1 pseudogene is annotated in these 18,463 nt (G+C 68.7%); it reads right to left on the bottom strand.

What is annotated here, in order from left to right:
* Nucleotides 1-46: 46 nt before the first annotated feature.
* A pseudogene (locus tag ACQEVO_RS34225) lies at nt 47-18,442 on the bottom strand (non-ribosomal peptide synthase/polyketide synthase); the annotation flags it as partial.
* Nucleotides 18,443-18,463: the final 21 nt, after the last annotated feature.

Below are 18,463 nucleotides of genomic sequence, written 5' to 3'. Positions count from 1 at the left end.
CGTAGCGGCGGAACTCAGCCGATCGTGTCCGTCGGGTGGTACCGGTTCAGCCCTGGTTGCCGGAGGTGTTCCCGAGGCGGGCCAGCAGGTGCGGGGCGATAACGGTGAATGCCTCGGCCGTGGTCATCTCCTCGTGCATCACCGGTACCTCGTACTCGGCGACCTCACCCGACACATATGGCCGCCAGTGGTCGGCCCGGGGGTCTTCCTGCTCCGCACCCGGGGTGGGTACGGCGGCGCGGAAGAAATCGACCGCGCCCCGGTAGATCCCCGGCTCGTGATCGGCAAGCAATTCCGCCGACCGCGCCACCGTCCGGAACACCGCCCGCAGCCGCTCGGCCGGAAGACGCAGCAACTCCGCAGGGATCAACTCGTGCAGACGCGCCAGCTCCGCATCACCGAGTTCCCCGACACTGCCCTCTTCGCCGGCACTGCCATCGGCGTCCTCGGTACGGATGCCCTGTTCCAGGAGCGCGGCGCGCAACGCGGACTCGTAGATATCGGCATCGATACCGGGATGGCTGTCCAGCATCGCGAGCAGCTCGACCCGCTCACCCGCCGCCTGCAATTCGGTGGCGATGGCATGGGCCACGACACCGCCCAAGGACCAGCCGAGCAGGCGATACGGACCCTCGGGCTGGATGCGCCGGATCTCCGACAGGTACCGGTCCGCGATCTCCGTCAGCGAAGCGGGGTTGTAGTCCGGCTCGGAGTAGGCCGGGGATTGGATACCGTAGAGCGGCTGATCGTCCGGCAACATCGGAACAAGTGCGGCGAAACTCCACGCCAAACCATCACGGGCATGAATAGCGAAAATCGGTGTCGCCGAACCGGTTTCCCGGATAGGCAGCACCACCTGCAACGCCGCCGCGGCCAGCGCTTCCGCTTCGGCCGGTTCGGCGAGCCGGGCAGCGAGACCGCCGACGGTCGCGTCGGTGAACAACCACTGCACACTCACATCGATCCCGGTCACTGCACCGAGCCGGGCCGCGACCCGGGTCGCGAGCAGCGAGTTGCCGCCGAGTTCGAAGAACGAATCGTCCACGCCGACCCGATCTACACCCAGTACGTCGGCGTAGACGCCGGCGACGGTGTGTTCCAGCGGGCTGCGTGGGGCGCGGAAAGCCGCGTCACCGGCGAAGACCGGTTCGGGCAGTGCCCGGCGGTCCAGTTTGCCGGCCGGGGTGAGTGGGATCGCGTCGAGCACCATGATCGACGACGGCACCATGTACGACGGCAACCGCTGCCCGGCGTGCTCACGCAACTCGGCCGGATCGATCGAATGCCCCGGCGCGGGCACCACATACGACACCAGCGATACCGCACCCGGGGCGCGCTCGTGCCCGTAGGTGATCGAGAAATCCACGGAATCCGCCGCGGTCAGGACGGCATCTATTTCACCGAGCTCGATACGGAACCCGCGCACCTTCACCTGAAAGTCGTTACGGCCCACATACTCCACAGCCGGATTGCCCGCGGCGTCACGACGCCAGCGCACCACATCACCCGTGCGATACAACCGGGCACCCGGCTCACCGTAGGGGTCGGCCACGAAACGCCCGGCAGTCAGACCGGCTTGCGCGTGATAGCCGCGCGCCAACTGGATACCGCCGACGTACAGTTCCCCGGCGGCGCCCTCGGGCACCGGACGGAGCCGGTCGTCGAGTACCAGCGCGCGCATCCCGCGTACCGGGCCACCGATCGTCACCGGATCGCCTGGATACAACTGCCCGCTGATATTGGTGGCGATGGTCGCCTCGGTCGGACCGTAGGCGTTGTGGAACCGGCGCTCGCCGTAGCCCGGACCGTGCTCGGCCGTGCCGACGGCCTGTTCCACCGCCGCCGCGGAGCGGGTGGCCCATTTGTCCACCAGATCCGACGACAGTGCTTCACCGCCGGCGATGATCACCCGGACCCCGGCCAGATCGGCCGGATCCAGCGAGGCCAGCACCGACGGCGTCAGGAATCCGACCGTGACACCTTCGCGGGCGATGAGTTCGCCGAGTTCGGCGCCGCCGTAGTTCCCGGTCGGCACCACGACAAGCGCGCCCGCCGAACCCACCGCCAGCAAGAACTCCAGCATGGAGGCGTCGAACGACGGCGACGCGAAGGCCAGCGCCCGCGAATCCGGGGTCAGCCCGTATCGCTCGACCTGCTCGGCACTGAAATTCGCCAGGCCCGCATGGGTGACGACAACGCCCTTGGGCACGCCCGTGGAACCGGAGGTGTAGATGACATACGCGGTATTCGCCGGGGTCAGCGCCCGCACCCGGTCCGCGGCGGTGATCGGCTCGGCAGAATACGAATCGAGAATCAGCTCGTCGAGCACCAGCCAGCACACCGTATCCGGCAGATCGTCACGCACCGCGGACACCGTGATACCCGCGGGCGCACCCGAATCGGCCAGCATATGCGCGATCCGATCCCTCGGATACGTCGGATCGATCGGCAGGAACGCCGCACCCGACTTGGTCACGGCCCATTCGGCCAGCACCGAATCCGCCGACCGCGGCACCGCCACAGCCACCAAATCCTCAGGGCCGAGACCGCGCGCGATCAGTGCCCGCGCGAGACGGTTCGAGTGTTGGTCGAACTCACCGTAGGAGTACCGGCGACCCTCGAACACCACCGCCGGCGCCGACCGGTCCACCGCTACCGCGTCCGCCAGCAACTCCGGCAATGTCCGCGCCGGCACCGCCGGACCCCCGGAGCGCGAGGCCAGTTCCGCACGTTCGGCGGGGTTCAGCAACTCCGCATCCCCGACCGGCCGGCCCAGCCCGTCGATCAGGTGGTCGATCACCCGCAGCAGCCGCGCGGCCAGCGTTTCCACCGCGGCGGCGTCGAACCGGCTGGTCAGGTACTTCAGCGCGATCTGCACGGTGTTCTCGGCCGTCACCACCAGCGTCATCGGGTAGTGGCTGTTGTCGCTGGTCCCCACCCCGGTGACCGACAGGCCGTCGATATCGCCGGTGGCGGCGATCGCGGCGGCGTCGGTGGGATAGGACTCGAAAACGAACAGACTGTCGAACCGCACCGCGGTCCCGGCGGCCCGCTGAATATCGGTCAGCCCGAGGTAGTGGTGTTCCAGCAGAGCGGCTTGTTCGCGCTGTAACCCGGTGAGCAATTCGTCGGTGCTCGCCCGGTGATCGACCCGTACCCGCACCGGCAGGGTGTTGATGAACAGGCCGACCATGGATTCGATCCCGGGCAGTTCGGCCGGGCGGCCGGAGACCGTGGCGCCGAACACCACATCGTCGCGGCCGGTCATCCAACCCAGCAACACACCCCACGCCGCCTGCAACAGCGTGTTCATGGTGATGCCGAGATCGGCTGCACGAGCGGCGAGTTGCCGCGTGCGATCGGCGTCGATCTCGGCGACGTAATCACCGACCTCGTAGGTTTCCCGCGCCACCGGTTCGGGAGCCAGCAGGGTGGGTTCGGTGAATCCGTCGAGCGCATCGCGCCAGGCTCGCGCGGACGCGGCCCGGTCGCGGTCGGCGAGCCAGGACAGGAAGCCGCGGTAGGACGCCGCCCGCGGCAGGGCGGACGTATCGCCGCGCAAGGCGTACAGCATGAGCAGGTCGCGCATGAGCAGCGGCATGGACCAGCCGTCCACCAGAATGTGGTGGGTCGTGATGGCCAGCTTCCAGGTGTCCTCGCTCCACCGGATCAGGTGGAACCGGATCAGCGGGGGGATCGACATATCGAAGTGCTGCGCCCGGTCCGCGGCCAGCAGCCGGCCCAGTTCGTCCGCTCGTTCGTGCTCCGGCAGAGCCCGCAGGTCGATATCGCGCCACGGCACCGCCACGTTGTCGAGAACGACCTGCACCCACTGTCCTTCGGCGTCCGCGACGAACGCGGTCCGCAGGTTCGGGTACCGGGCGACGAGACCTTCCGCAGCCTTCCGCAGCCGGGCCGGGTCGACGCGGCCGGCCAGGTCGACCGTGGATTGCATGGTGTAGACGTCGTGACTGTCGCGCACGAGCTGGGCATGGAACAGCAGCCCCGCCTGCAGCGGCGACAGCGGCCAGACCTCGGTCAGCTCCGGATAATTTCGTTCCCACTGTTCGATATCGGTCTGCGCGACCCGCACCAGCGGCATATCCGACGGCGTGAAGCCACCCGCTTCCGGCCGGCGAACATGTTCCGCGAGTGCGGTGAGCGCGGCGACCCACAGGTCCGCGAACTCGCGCACCTTCTCCTCGGTGAACAGCCCCGTGACATACGCGAAGGACGCGTTCAACACCGGCCCCTCGGCCCCGGACGTGACGATGGCGTTGATGTCCAGCGCCGCGTGGGCGGGCATATCGCCGTCGATATCGGCCGACACCGGCCCCAGATCCCCGGTGGGCATCCAGCCGAGGTCGGCCATCTCGGCCGGAACCTCCCCGGACGAGACCCGGCCCAGATAGTTGAACCCGATCTGGCCCGGAATACGTTCGGGTAGCAGGCTTTCCGCTTCGGGGTTGAGGTGGCGGAGCATTCCGTAGCCGAGACCCTTGTCCGGAGCCGCGAGCAACTGCTCCTTCACCGCTTTCACCAACGCACCGAGATCATCGCCACCGGCGAACGCCGCGTCGATATCGATTCCCGGCAATTCCAACCGGATCGGGTACACGGCCGTGAACCACCCGACAGTGCGGGACAGATCAGCACCGGGCACCACGGCCTCCTCACGGCCGTGCCCCTCGAGCTTCACCAGCGCGGCCGCAGACGAGCCGGCGTCCCGCCAGCGAGCGATCGCCAGCACCAGCGCGGACAACAAAGCGTCGTTGGGGCCGCCGTGGTAGCGGGCACCCACGGTGGTCAGCACCGCCTCGGTGACCTCGGCGGGCAGGCTGATCTCGAACCGTTCGACCGTCGCGCGGGTATCGACCACCGGGTCGAACGGCCGACTACCCAGAGCCGGGTCCGGAGTGGACGCGACGTGCTGCCAGTACGGCAGTTCCGCGGCACGTTCCGAGGTGACGGCGGCCTCGGCCAGGCCGTGCGCCCACCGCCGCAGCGAGGTACCCACCGGCGGCAGGACCACCGGCTGACCGGCGGCGAGCTGCGACCAGGCCAGCGCCAGATCCGGGATGATCACCCGCCAGGACACACCGTCGATCACGAAGTGATGCGCCGCGAACAACAGCACATCACGCCGCTCCCCTGCGAAAGCGAACCAGACGAACTGCGCCATCGCGGGAGCCGCCGGGTCCAGGCGACCCAGCGCGGAGTCCAATTCGGCCGAGGCTATCCGGGAAAGTTCGACATCGCCGATCGCGTCGTCGAGTTCCACCTTGTGGAGGAGGGCGCCGATATCGATCGCACCCGGTGGCAGCACCTCGAATACCGGGGCACCGGCGCGCTCGGCCACCCGGGCGCGCAACGCGTCGTGGTGGTCGAACAGTGCCGACAACGTCGCGATCAGGGTTTCCCGGTCGATATCGACCGGCAGCCGCAATGTCATCTGCTGGGCGAAACGCCGGTACGCCTGGCCTTCGCCGAGGATCTGCGACATGAACGGCAGTACCGGCATCTCGCCGACCCCACCGCCGGGCAGTTCGGCCAACCGCTGTTCCTCCACATCGCCCACCTGGGCGATGTCGGCGAGCGCGGCGACCGTCCGGTGTTCGAACACCTCGCGCGGGGTGAACGCGATACCGCGGGTGCGGGCCCGCGAAACCAGCTGGATCGACAGAATGCTGTCACCGCCGAGCGCGAAGAACGAATCGTCGGCGCCCACCCGTGGCACACCGAGCACCTCGGCGAACACCTCGGCCACGATCTGCTCGGCCGGAGTCGACGGCGCCCGGAACGCGCGCGCTTCGAAAACCGGTGCCGGTAGGGTTTTACGATCCAGTTTGCCGCTGCTGTTCAGCGGCAGTTCGGCGAGGACCACCAAGGCTTCGGGCACCATGTACGCCGGCAACCGGCCTGCCAGATCGGCGCGCAGCGCGTCGGTGTCGATCGCCGCGCCGGCCGACGGCACCACATAACCCACCAGCTGGTCACCGGCGGGCGTATCACCGCGCACCAAAACCACGGCCTGCCCGACGCCGTCGGCATCGGTCAGGGCGGTTTCGATCTCGCCCAGTTCGATCCGCAGACCGCGCAGCTTCACCTGGAAGTCGGTGCGGCCCAGGTACTCCAACTCACCGGATGCGGTCCACCGCACCAGATCGCCGGTGCGGTACATACGTTCACCAGCGCCGTACGGGCTGGCGACGAAACGATCCGCGGACAGGTCAGGTCGGGCCACGTAGCCGCGTGCCAGCTGTGTACCGGCCAGGTAGAGCTCACCCGCGACACCCACCGGCACCGGCCGCAACCGGCCGTCCAGCACATACACCCGGGTATTGAACACCGGCGCGCCGATCGGCACGATCGTCGTATCCGCATCGGTCACTTCGTGATAGGTCACATCGACCGCGGCCTCGGTCGGACCGTACAGGTTGTGCACCGCGGTACCGGTCAACTCACGCAACCGCTGCGCCGGTTTCGGCGGCAGCGCCTCACCGGAGGAGAACACCATGCGCAGCGACCCACACAGCGCGCGGTGGCTTTCCGGGTCCCGTTCGGGGAACGAACCGACGAACGCACTCAACATCGACGGAACGAAATGCGCCACCGTGACACCTTCGGTGTCGATGATCTCGGCCAGGTAGGCGGGATCACGATGACCGTCCGGCTTGGCCACCATCAGCCGCGCACCGATCTGCAACGGCCAGAAGAACTCCCACACCGACACATCGAACGTCGACGGCGTCTTCTGCAACACCACATCAGCAGACTCGAGCCCGTACTCGGCCTGCATCCACACCAGACGGTTCACGATCGCGCCGTGCGACACCGCCACACCCTTCGGGCGGCCCGTCGAACCCGACGTGAAGATCACGTACGCCGTATTCGCCGCGCGCAACGGAGCGGCCCGATCGGCGTCGGTGAGCGCGATATCGGAGTATCCGGACAGATCCTCGGTGTCCGTGACCACGACGGGCACACCCGTAGCCGAAATCGGTTCCAGCGCGGAAACATCCGCGGTGGTGGTCAGTACGCACACCGGTGCCGCGGTTTCCACCACGTACCGCGTCCGCTCCGCCGGATGTTCCGGATCCAGCGGCACATAGGCGCCGCCGGCGGTGACGACGGCGTACATGCCGACCACCAGATCCACCGACCGCGACATCATCAGCCCGACGGCCGATTCCGGGCCGACGCCGAGCGAAATCAGGTGTCGCGCCAGCCGGTTCACCCGGGCGGCGAATTCGGCGTAGGTCAAGGTTTCGGAGCCGAAGCTCAGTGCGGGCGCGTCCGGGATCCGGGCCGCCCGATCACCGAACATCGACACCAGAGTCGCCGACGAGTCGACCTCGTACGCCGTGTCGTTCCAGCCGTGCAGAACCAGTTCGCGTTCCGCGTTGTCGAGCAGGTCGAGTTCGCCGATGGGGCGATCGGGCGCGTCGGTGAGCGTGGTCAGTACCCGCACCAGCCGGTCCGCGATCCGCCGGACCCCGGCCTCGTCGAACATATCCCGCCGGTAACCGGCCCGGATCTGCAACGTCGAACTCAGCGAGGCGACCAGCGTCAGCGGGTAGTGGGTGGCGTCCTCCATACCCAGTTCGGTGACCGCGAGCCCGTCGATATCGGTGGCCTGGGCCTGGATACCTTCGGCGTCCACCGGGTACGACTCGAACACCAGCAGCGTGTCGAACAGCGCGGCCATACCGGCCGCGGCCTGGATATCCGCCAGCCCCACATAGTGGTGATCGAGGAGATCGGCCTGTTCGGCCTGGGTGCGGGTGAGCAGGGCGCGCGCGGGTTCGGAGTGGTCGAAATGTACGCGCACCGGAACCGTGTTGATGAACAGCCCGACCATGGTCTCCACGCCCGCCAGCTGCGGTGGACGGCCGGAAACAGTGGCACCGAACAACACATCGTCGCGGCTGGTGATCCGGCCGAGCAGGATCGCCCACGCCACCTGCAACACCGTATTCGCGGTGATACCGAGTTCGGCGGCCAGCGCGGTGATCCGCGCCGTCGCCGCGGTATCCAGCTCGAAGACGTATTCGCCCGACAAGGCGTCGATTTCGTGCGCGGCATCTCCGGCGGACAGCGGACCACTGAGCAGGGTCGGCTCGTCGACCCCGGAAAGGGCGGCGCTCCAGGTCGCCAGCGAGGCCTGGCGGTCCTGCCGGCGCAACCAGTCCAGGAAGTGCCGGTAGGAACGGACCGGCGGTAGCACACCGGTGTCGGCGCGCACGGCGTACAGCGCCAGCAGATCCCGCATGAGCAGCGGCATCGACCAGCCGTCGAGCAGGATGTGGTGATTGGTCACCACGAACCGCCAGGTATCCGTTGCGGTCTTGATCAGGGTGAAGCGGATCAGCCGCGGTTCGGTGAGGTCGAAATGCCGCAGCCGGTCGGTTTCGATCAGATCGTCCGCGCGGCCGGAGGCACTGCGGTCGTACTCGGTCCAGTCGATCCGCACCCCGTCGAGTACGACCTGCACCGGACTGCCCTGCCGATCGGTGACGAAGGCGGTGCGCAGGTTCTCGTAGCGGTCCACCAGCGCTTGTGCCGCCGCGCGCAGGCGTTCGGCGTCCAGCCGGCCGGTGAGCGTGAGCACCGCCTGCGCGGTGTACACATCCACCGACCCCGCGGCCAGCTGCGCGTGGAACAGCAAACCGGTTTGCAACGACGACAGCGGCCACACATCGGCCACCGGCATCGGGAACCGCTGCTCGAAACCGTCGATATCCTGCTGCGCCAGCTCGACCAGGCCGAAATCGGACGGTGTATGCCCGCCCGCGCCCGCGGACTCGGCATGGCGGGCCACCGCTTCCAGCGCCCGCACCCACAGGTCGCCGAACTCGCGGGCCTCGTCCGCGGACAGCAGCGTCGAGGGGTAGCCGATCCGCGCGGTGAGCGTGTCACCGACCACGATGGCATTGATGTCCAGCGGCGCCATGGCCGGCATATCCGCGTCGTGGCCGGCGTCCAGGCCGGCGAGGTCGCCGGCCGGCAGCCAGCCGAAATCACGCATATCCTCCGGGATCTCGCCCGCCCCGATCCGGCCCAGATAGTTGAAACTCACCTGGCCCGGCATCTGCCGCGGCAACTCACCCGCGGTGTCGGAGTTCATGTACCGCAGCAGGCCGTAGCCGATGCCCTTGTCCGGAACGGCCAGTAGCTGTTCCTTCACGGCCTTCAGCGCGGCACCCAACTCGGGGCCGCCGGTGAGCGCGGCCTCGATATCGATTCCGGCGGGTTCGAATCGCACCGGGAACATGGCAGTGAACCAGCCGACCGTCCGGGACAGGTCGGCGCCGGGCACGACGCCTTCCTCACGCCCGTGTCCTTCCAAGCGGAGCAAGAGCGGATCGTCGAGCCGGACCCCCTGTACCCGGCGCGCCCGCCAGGCCGCGGTCGCCAGGACCAGCGCGGTGAGCAGGCCGTCGTTCACACCGCCGTGGAACAGGGCCGGGACGGTGGTGAGCAGGGTCTGGGTGACCTCCGGGGAAAGTCGGACTCCGTAGGCCTCGACGACCCCGGTGGTATCCACCGCCGGATCCAGCGGACGGCGGGTGAGCAGCGGGTCGGCGGTGCCGGCGACGGTCCGCCAGTACTCGAGTTCAGCGAGCCGGTCGTCGCTGTACGCGTTGCGCTCGAGGGCATGCGCCCAAGTGCGCATGGAGGTGGCCGGCGCGGGCAACTCGGGGGCCTGCCCCGCGCTGTGCGCGACCGCGGACAGCACGAAATCCGGTACCAGCACACGCCAGGACACACCGTCGACCACCAGGTGATGCGCGATGACCACCAGACGACCGGACCGCTCGGCGGTATCGGGTTCCAGCCAGACGAACCGGACCACCACACCGGCGGCCGGGTCGAGCCGGTCGAGTGCGGAATCGACTGCCGCCGTGGCAGTTTCGACGAACTGTTCATCTCCGGCGGCGGCGTCGAAAACGGTGTGGTCGATCAGCGCGTTCGCGTCTACGGCGCCGGGCTCGGCGGTTTCCAGCAGCCAGTCGCCGTCCACGGCGCGCAGGCGGGCCCGCAACATATCGTGCCGGTCCAGTACCGCACCCACGACCGCGGCGATCGATTCCCGGCCGACCCCGGCGGGCAGCTCCAGCGCCATCAACTGATGGAACCGGCCGTAGGAACCGGGCCGCTCCACCATGAACCGCGCGGCCGGGGTGAGCGGCATGGTGCCGACCCCGCCGCCCGGCAACTCCACCAGTGCGGCCGGCGCGGTCTCCCCGATCTCCACGGATTCGGCGACCGCCGCCAATCCGGCCACCGTGCGCTGCTCGAACACATCGCGCGGGGTGAACAGCACACCCCGCGCCTTCGCCCGGGAGACCAGCTGGATCGAGACGATACTGTCGCCGCCGAGGGCGAAGAACGAATCGTCCACACCGACCCGGTCCACACTCAGTACATCGGCGAATATTTCGGCGATCACTTCCTCGACGGCATTACGCGGTCCACGGAATGCGGTCTGCGTCTCGAATTCCGGTTCCGGCAAGGATTTCCGATCGAGTTTGCCGACGGGGGTCAACGGGATCTCATCGATCACCATGACCGCGGAGGGCACCATATACGACGGCAACCGTTCGGCGATATGCGCCGTCACCGCCGCGACATCCACCGAACGCCCCGGGGCGGGCACCACATACGACACCAGTACGGTCGCCCCGGCACTTGTCGCGTGGCCGGTGGTGACCGCGAAATCGACATTCTCGTGCGAGGTCAGCGCCGCATCGATCTCCCCGAGCTCGATCCGGAATCCGCGCACCTTCACCTGGAAGTCGTTGCGGCCCACGTACTCGACCACCGGCGCACCGGCGGGGTCCCGCCGCCACCGCACCACATCGCCGGTGCGGTACAACCGGGCCCCGGGCTCACCGTAGGGGTCGGCGACGAAACGGTGCGCGGTCAGGCCGGGTCGCGCGTGGTAGCCGCGCGTCACCTGGACGCCGCCCAGATACAGCTCGCCTGCCACGCCCTCCGGCACCGGCCCGAGCCGGTCGTCCAGGACGAAGACCCGCATCCCCCGGATGGGACCACCGATGGTCACCCGGTCGCCCGGACGCAACGGGTCGCTGATATTCGACATGATCACGGTTTCGGTCGGCCCGTACCCGTTGTAGAAGGCGCGTCCGGGCGTATCCGACCACCGCGCGACCAACTCCGCGGGCACGGCCTCGCCACCGGCGACGATCGCCCGCATACCGGCCAGATCCGCCGGTTCCAGCGAGGCCAGCACCGACGGCGTGAGGAAGCCGTGCGTCACCCCGGCGGAACGGATCAGTTCGCTCAATTCCGCACCGCCGTAGACCCCCGGCGGTACGACGACCAGTGCACCGCCCGAGCCGATCGCCAGCAGTAGTTCCAGGATCGACGCGTCGAACGACGGCGACGCGAACGCCAGGGCCCGGGTGTCGGAGGTCAGCCCGTACCGCCGCACCTGCTCCGCGCAGAAGTTGGCCAAGCCGGTATGCGGCACCACCACGCCCTTGGGCAGACCCGTCGAACCCGAGGTGTAGATCACGTACGCCGCGTTCGACATCCGCAGCGGCCGCACCCGGTCCGCGTCCGTGACGGCGTCGGCCGAATACTGCGACAGGTCCGATTCGCCGAGCACCAGCCAATCCACGGAACCCGGCAGGTCCGCCTGGACCGACGCCACCGTGACACCCACCCGGACCCCGGAATCGGTGAGCATATGCGCGATCCGCTCGGCCGGATACGACGGATCGACCGGCACGAACGCCGCACCCGATTTCGATACCGCCCATTCGGCCAGCACCGAATCCGCCGACCGCGGCACCGCGACCGCCACCAGATCCTCGGGACCGAGACCACGCGCGATCAGCGCCCGCGCCAACCGGTTCGACCGTTCGTCGATCTCGCCGTAGGTCAGCCGCTCGTCCCGGAACAGCACCGCCGGTGCCGCCGGGTCCCGTTGCGCGGCGGCGGCGAACAGCTCCGGCAGCGTCCGCGCCGGCTCCGCCGGACCACCCGAGCGCGACAGGATTGCGGCCCGTTCGGATTCGTCGAGGATCCGGAGTTCGCCCACCACGGCCTCGGGATCGGCGGCGACCGCCGTCAGCACCCGGACGAACCGGGTGATCAGCGACCGGGCCGTCGATTCGTCGAACAGTTCGGTCGCGTAGTCCAGCAGCACGAGCAGTCCGCCCGCACCGTTGTCGGTGAGCGTGAACTGCAGATCGAACCGCGCGACCCCCTCGGCCAGATCGATCCCGGCCAGTTCCAGCCCGGCCAGCTCCAGGGCCGGCTGCTCGTTGTTCTCGAACGACAGCGCCACCTGGAACAGCGGATTCCGCGCCTGCGACCGCTCCGGCGCCAGCAGATCCACCAACCGCTCGAACGGCACATCCGCATGGCCGAACGCGTCCAGGTCGGCCTGCTTGGCCCGTTTCAGCAGTTCGGTGAACGGCGCACCGGAGTCCACCGCGGTCCGCAGCACCAGTGTGTTGACGAACATGCCGACCAGATCGTCGAGCGCCTGCTCTCCACGACCCGCGATCGGGGTACCGACCGCGATATCGCCGCTCCCCGACATCCGTGCCAGGAAGGCGGCCAGCCCGGCGTGCACCACCATGAACAGGGACGCGCCGCGCTCGCGCGCCAGCGCTTCCAGTTCCCGCACCACGCTCGCAGCCAGCTCACCGCGCACGGTGGCACCACGCATCGACGCCACCACCGGACGCGGCCGGTCGGTCGGCAACCCGATCTCGTCGGGCAGATCCGCGAGGGTGCGCTGCCAGAACGCGGTCTGCTGCGCCATCGGCGATTCCGGATCGTCCTCGCTGCCGAGCACCCGCCGCTGCCACAGGGTGTAATCCGCATACTGCACGGGCAGCGGTTCCCAGCCCGGCACTTCGCCGTGGAACCGGGCGGCGTACGCGGTCATCACATCCCGCGCCAGCGGCCCCATGGAGAAACCGTCCGCGGCGATATGGTGCGCCACGACCACCAGCACGAATTCGCGCGGCCCTGTGGTGAACAATCGCATCCGCACCGGGATGTCCGCGGCGACGTCGAAGCCGGCGCCCACGAACTCGGCGACCTTCGCGACCACCTCGTCCGGGGTGACCTCCACCAGCGGCAGCTCCGGCCGCGCCCGGTCGGCGGGCACGATCACCTGCACGGGCGCGCCCTCATGCTGCGGATACCGGGTACGCAGCGATTCGTGGCGGGTCACCACATCGGCCAGCGCCGACCGCAACGCGGCCACATCGAGCGGGCCGGTCAGCCGGATCGCCATCGGCAGGTTGTAGGCCACCGAGGTGGTGTCGTACTGGTTGAGGAACCACATGCGCTGCTGCGCGTAGGACAGCGGCACCGGCTCGGGACGCGGCCCGGTGACCAGCGGCTCCCGGGCGGCGGCACCGGAACGCTCCGCCCGCACGGCCAGCTCGGACACGGTCGGTGCCTCGAACAGCATGCGGACCGGGACCTGGGTGTCCAGCGCGGCACCGAGCCGGGCCGCGACCTGGGTCGCGATCAGCGAGTTACCGCCGAGAGAGAAGAAATCATCGTCCGCGCCGACCCGGTCCACCCCCAGGACATCGGCGAACACATTCGCCACGATCTCCTCGATCGGAGTGGCCGGCGCCCGGAACTCCCGCGCCTGGAACACCGGCTCCGGCAACGCTTTACGATCCAGCTTCCCGGAGGTGTTCAACGGGAAAGCCTCGAGTTCGACCACCGCGGCCGGGACCATGTACACCGGCAGCACATCACGCAGGGCGTCCAGCAGGTCGGCCGGCACGATGTGCTGTCCCGGCACCGGCACCACATAGCCGACCAGCTGCTCACCCAGATCGGAGCCGGCGATCGTCACCACGGCCTGGCTCACCTGCGGCTGCGCCAGCAGCGCCGATTCGATCTCACCGAGTTCGATGCGCTGGCCACGGAACTTCACCTGGAAGTCAGTACGGCCCAGGTATTCCAGCACCGGTAGCGAACGCAGAGCTGTCCCGGTATCGGCGCGCGTCCAGCGCACGAGGTCACCCGTGCGGTACATCCGCGCACCCGCATCGAACGGGTTCGCCACGAACCGGTCGGAGCTCAGATCCGGGCGCGTCACGTAACCGCGCGCGAGCTGATCGCCCGCGAGGTACAGCTCACCCGTGACACCCTCGGGTACCGGGTGCAGCCGCGAATCCAGCACGTACACACGCGAATTCCACTGCGGCACACCGATCGGCACACTGCCGGACTCCGCGCCCGTGGCCTGCCAGTACGTGATCGACACCGCGGCCTCGGTCGGACCGTACAGGTTGTGCACCGCGGCATCCGAGACAGCCTGCATCGCGGTCACCGTCTCCGGCGGCAACGCCTCACCGATCGCGAAAACAGTCCGCAGCGTCGGAATAGAGCCCGCCTCGGTATGCGCGGCGAAGACCGTCAGCATCGACGGTACGAAGTCCGTCACCGTCACGTTCTGTTCGGCGATCACCTGTGCGAGGTAGGCCGGATCCCGATGACCGTCCGGGGTTGCGACAACCAGCCGGGCACCCGCAGCCAGGGGCAAGAAGTAGCCCCACAGCGACACGTCGAATGTGGTCGCGGTCTTCTGCAGATAGACGTCGCCCGTGTCCATCGGGTACTGCGCCAGCATCCATGCGACCTGATTCGCGATCGCCGAATGCGGGACCGCGACACCCTTCGGGCGACCGGTGGAACCGGACGTGAAGATCACGTACGCGGTGTTGCTCGGCCGCACCGGCGTTATCCGGTCGGCATCGGTCACCGGCGAGGCATCGAAACCGCTGGTGTCCACAGTGTCCAGAGCCAGTACCGGAATACCCGCGAGTACGCCCACGCCGTCAGCGGCAGCGGCAGCGTCGGCGCCGCGCGCGGCAGCGGAGTCGCCCGCGCCGATCGCCTGCACATCGACCATGGTCGACAGCAGGCATACCGGTTGCGCCGTATCGAGGATGTAGCCGATGCGCTCGGCGGGGTGTGCCGGATCCAGCGGTACGTACGCACCACCCGCGGCCACCACCGCATACATACCGGCCACCAGGTCGATCGACCGCGACACCAGCAACCCGACCAGCGACTCCGGACCCACACCCTGCGCAATCAACAACCGCGCCAAACGATTCACCCGAGCCGAAAACTCCGCATAGGTCAACTCGGTGCCCTCGAACGACACCGCCACCCGATCCGGATAGGCGGCCGCCGCACGTTCGAACCCGTCCAGCAGCAACCGCGCGGGCAGCCGGTGCTCGGTGGCATTCCACTCCGCCAGCACCCGTGTCCGCTCGACCGGATCCAGGATTTCGAAATCGCCCACCGCCGTGGACGGCCCGGCCGAGATCTGCTCCAGCAGCCGGGTGAACCGCTCCGCGAATCCCTGGACCGTCGCGTGATCGAACAGGGCGGTGGCATAGGTCAGCGACCCCGCGACGCCTTGCGGTGAACCCGAGGCGTCGTAGGAATCGCCCAGAATGAGGTTGAGGTCGAATTGCGAGATCGCGGCATCGAAATCCACCGCCGATACCGTCAGACCCGGCAGTTCGAGACTGGTTTGCGCCAGGTTCTGGAAGGTGAAGCCCACCTGGAACAGCGGATGCCGCGCCTGCGAACGCGCCGGGTTCAGCACCTCCACCAGCCGCTCGAACGGCACATCCGCATGCGCGAACGCGGCCAGATCGATTTCGCGTTGCCGCGCCAGCAGATCCGCGAAGGTCTCGCCGCGATCCAGTTCGGTCCGGAACACGAGGGTGTTCACGAACATGCCGATCAGATCGTCCAACGCCGATTCACCGCGGCCCGCCACCGGGGTACCGATGGTGATGTCGTCGCTGCCGGACAGCCGGGACAGCAGCACCGCGAACGCCGCGTGCACCACCATGAACAGCGTGGCACCCTGCTCCTGCGCCAACCGCAGCAGTCCGGCGTGGGTCTCGGCGTCGATCCGCACCTCCACCCGGCGGCCCGCGAACGACTGCACCGCCGGCCGCGGCCGGTCGGCCGGCAGATCCAGCTGCTCCGGGACACCGGCCAGGGCCTGCTGCCAGTAGCCGAGCTGTTCGGCGGCCAGGGATTCCGGATCGCTTTCGTCACCCAGCAATGCGCGCTGCCACAGCGCGTAATCGGCGTACTGCACCGGCAGCGGCTCCCACGCGGGGGCTTCGCCGGCGGAGCGGGCGGCGTACGCGGTCATCAGATCACGGGTCAGCGGACCCACCGAGAAGCCGTCACCGGCGATATGATGCACCACCAGCGCGAGGACGAATTCCCCTGTCCTGCTTTCGGTCTCGGCGGTCTCGCCGACCCGGAACAACGCTACGCGCACCGGCACCTCGGCCGTCACATCGAAACCCGCCGAGACCAGTTCCGCCATCGCCGGCACGATATCGCTCCCGGCGACGGATCGCACCGTGAGCGGCGGTGCCGCCTGCGCAGGCGGCAGGATCAGCTGCACCGGACCGGATTCGGTCTCGGGGTACACCGTCCGCAGCACCTCGTGCCGCGCGACCAGATCGCCGACGGCGGCCCGCAACGCGTCCACGTCGAGCGCGCCGGACAACCGGATCGCCAACGGAATGTGGTAGGCCGCCGAGGCGCCGTCGAAACGATTCAGGAACCACATCCGCTGCTGCGCCGGCGACAGCGGAATATGTTCCGGGCGCGGCCCGGCGATCAGCGCGACCCGGCCCCCGGAGCCGCTGATCTCGGCCAGCCGTTCGGCGAACGCGGCCACGGTCGGGGCCTCGAAGAGCAGCCGCGCCGGGATCCGGGCGTCCACGACAGCGCCCAGCCGGGCGACCATCTGCGTGGCCAGCACCGAGTTGCCGCCGAGTTCGAAGAAATCGTCGTCGGCACCGACCGGATCCGCGGGCTGCAGCAGATCGGCGAAAACCGCGGCGACCTCTTTCTCCAGCGAGGATTCCGGGGCCCGGTACACCTTCGTCCGCAACTGCGGCTCCGGCAGCGCCCGGCGGTCGAGCTTACCCGCGGGTGTCAGCGGAATCTCGTGCAGCACAGTGATACTCGCCGGAACCATATGCGCCGGCAACCGGTTCGCGGCCGATTCGAGCAGTTCCTCGACATCGACGGCGGCACCGTCGGCGGGACGCACATAACTGGCCAATACGGTGGCGCCGCTGGCGGGCTCGTATCCGACGGTGACGGCGAAATCGACCGCGGGATGATCGGCGAGGACGGCATCGATCTCACCGAGTTCGATCCGGAAACCACGAATCTTGACCTGGAAGTCGTTGCGGCCCAGGTATTCCAGTGAACCGCCGGCGGTCCAGCGCGCGAGGTCGCCGGTGCGGTAGAGCCGGGAACCGTCGTCGGCGAAGGGATTGGCGACGAAACGTTGCGCGGTCAGGCCCGGGCGGGCGTGGTACCCGCGGGCCAGCTGGGCACCGGCGACGTACAGCTCGCCGGTTATCCCGGTGGGTTGCGGCGCCAGCCGTTCGTCCAGCACGTACTCGGTGACGCCGCGGATCGGCGCCCCGATGGTGACCGGCTGCTCCGGCTCGAAGGGTCCGCTGAGGTTGACCATGACGGTGGCCTCGGTGGGACCGTAGGCGTTGTAGAACTCGCGCGGTCCGCTCGCCGTCGCCGAACCGGCCCACCGGCGGACCAGGTCCTGGGGGCACGCTTCGCCGCCGGTGATCACGACCCGCAGCTCGTCCAGGCCCGCCGGATCGATGGAGGCCAGCACCGCCGGGGTGATGAAGGCATGGGTCACCTGCTCGCGCCGCAGCAATCCGTGCAGTTCGTCACCGCCGTACACGGTGGGCGCGATCACGACCATGGTGGCCGCGCCGCCCACCGCGAGCAGCAACTCGAGGACCGAGGCGTCGAAGGACGGCGAGGCGAAGTGCAGGGTGCGCGCGGTGGGGTCCACCCGGTACCGGGCCTGCTGTTCCGCCGTGAAACCCGCCAGACCGGCCTGGGTGACCATCACACCCTTCGGGGTACCGGTCGAACCCGAGGTGTAGATGATGTAGGCCGGGTGCTCGCCACGCAGCGGACGGACCCGTTCGTCGAACGTCACCGGTTCGGCCGGGTAGCCGGTGAGCCGGGCCGCGGTGTCCGCACTGTCGATGGACAGCCATTCCACCCGGCCGGGCAGTTCGGCCGCGGATTCGGTCACGGTCAGGCCCAGCACCGCGCCGGAATCGACCACCATATGGGTCATCCGGTCGATCGGGTAGGTGGGATCCACGGGCAGGTACCCGGCGCCGGTCTTGGCCACCGCCCAGACGGCGAGCACCGATTCGAGCGACCGGGTGATCCCGATCGCGACCACATCCTCCGGCCCGATCCCGCGGTCGATGAGCAGCCGGGCCAGCCGGTTGGAGCGTTCGTCCAGTTCCGCGTAGGTGAGCTCCTCCGCGGCACCGGAGGCATCCACGTAGCGCACGGCGAGACCGGACGGGTTGGTCTCCACGGCCGTCGCCATGAGCTGGGGCAG

The sequence above is a fragment of the Nocardia sp. CA-290969 genome (genome assembly GCF_050936135.1).
GTDB lineage: Bacteria > Actinomycetota > Actinomycetes > Mycobacteriales > Mycobacteriaceae > Nocardia.
The sequence above is the reverse complement of the archived record's forward strand: the minus strand, read 5'-3'. Positions and strand labels throughout refer to the sequence as shown.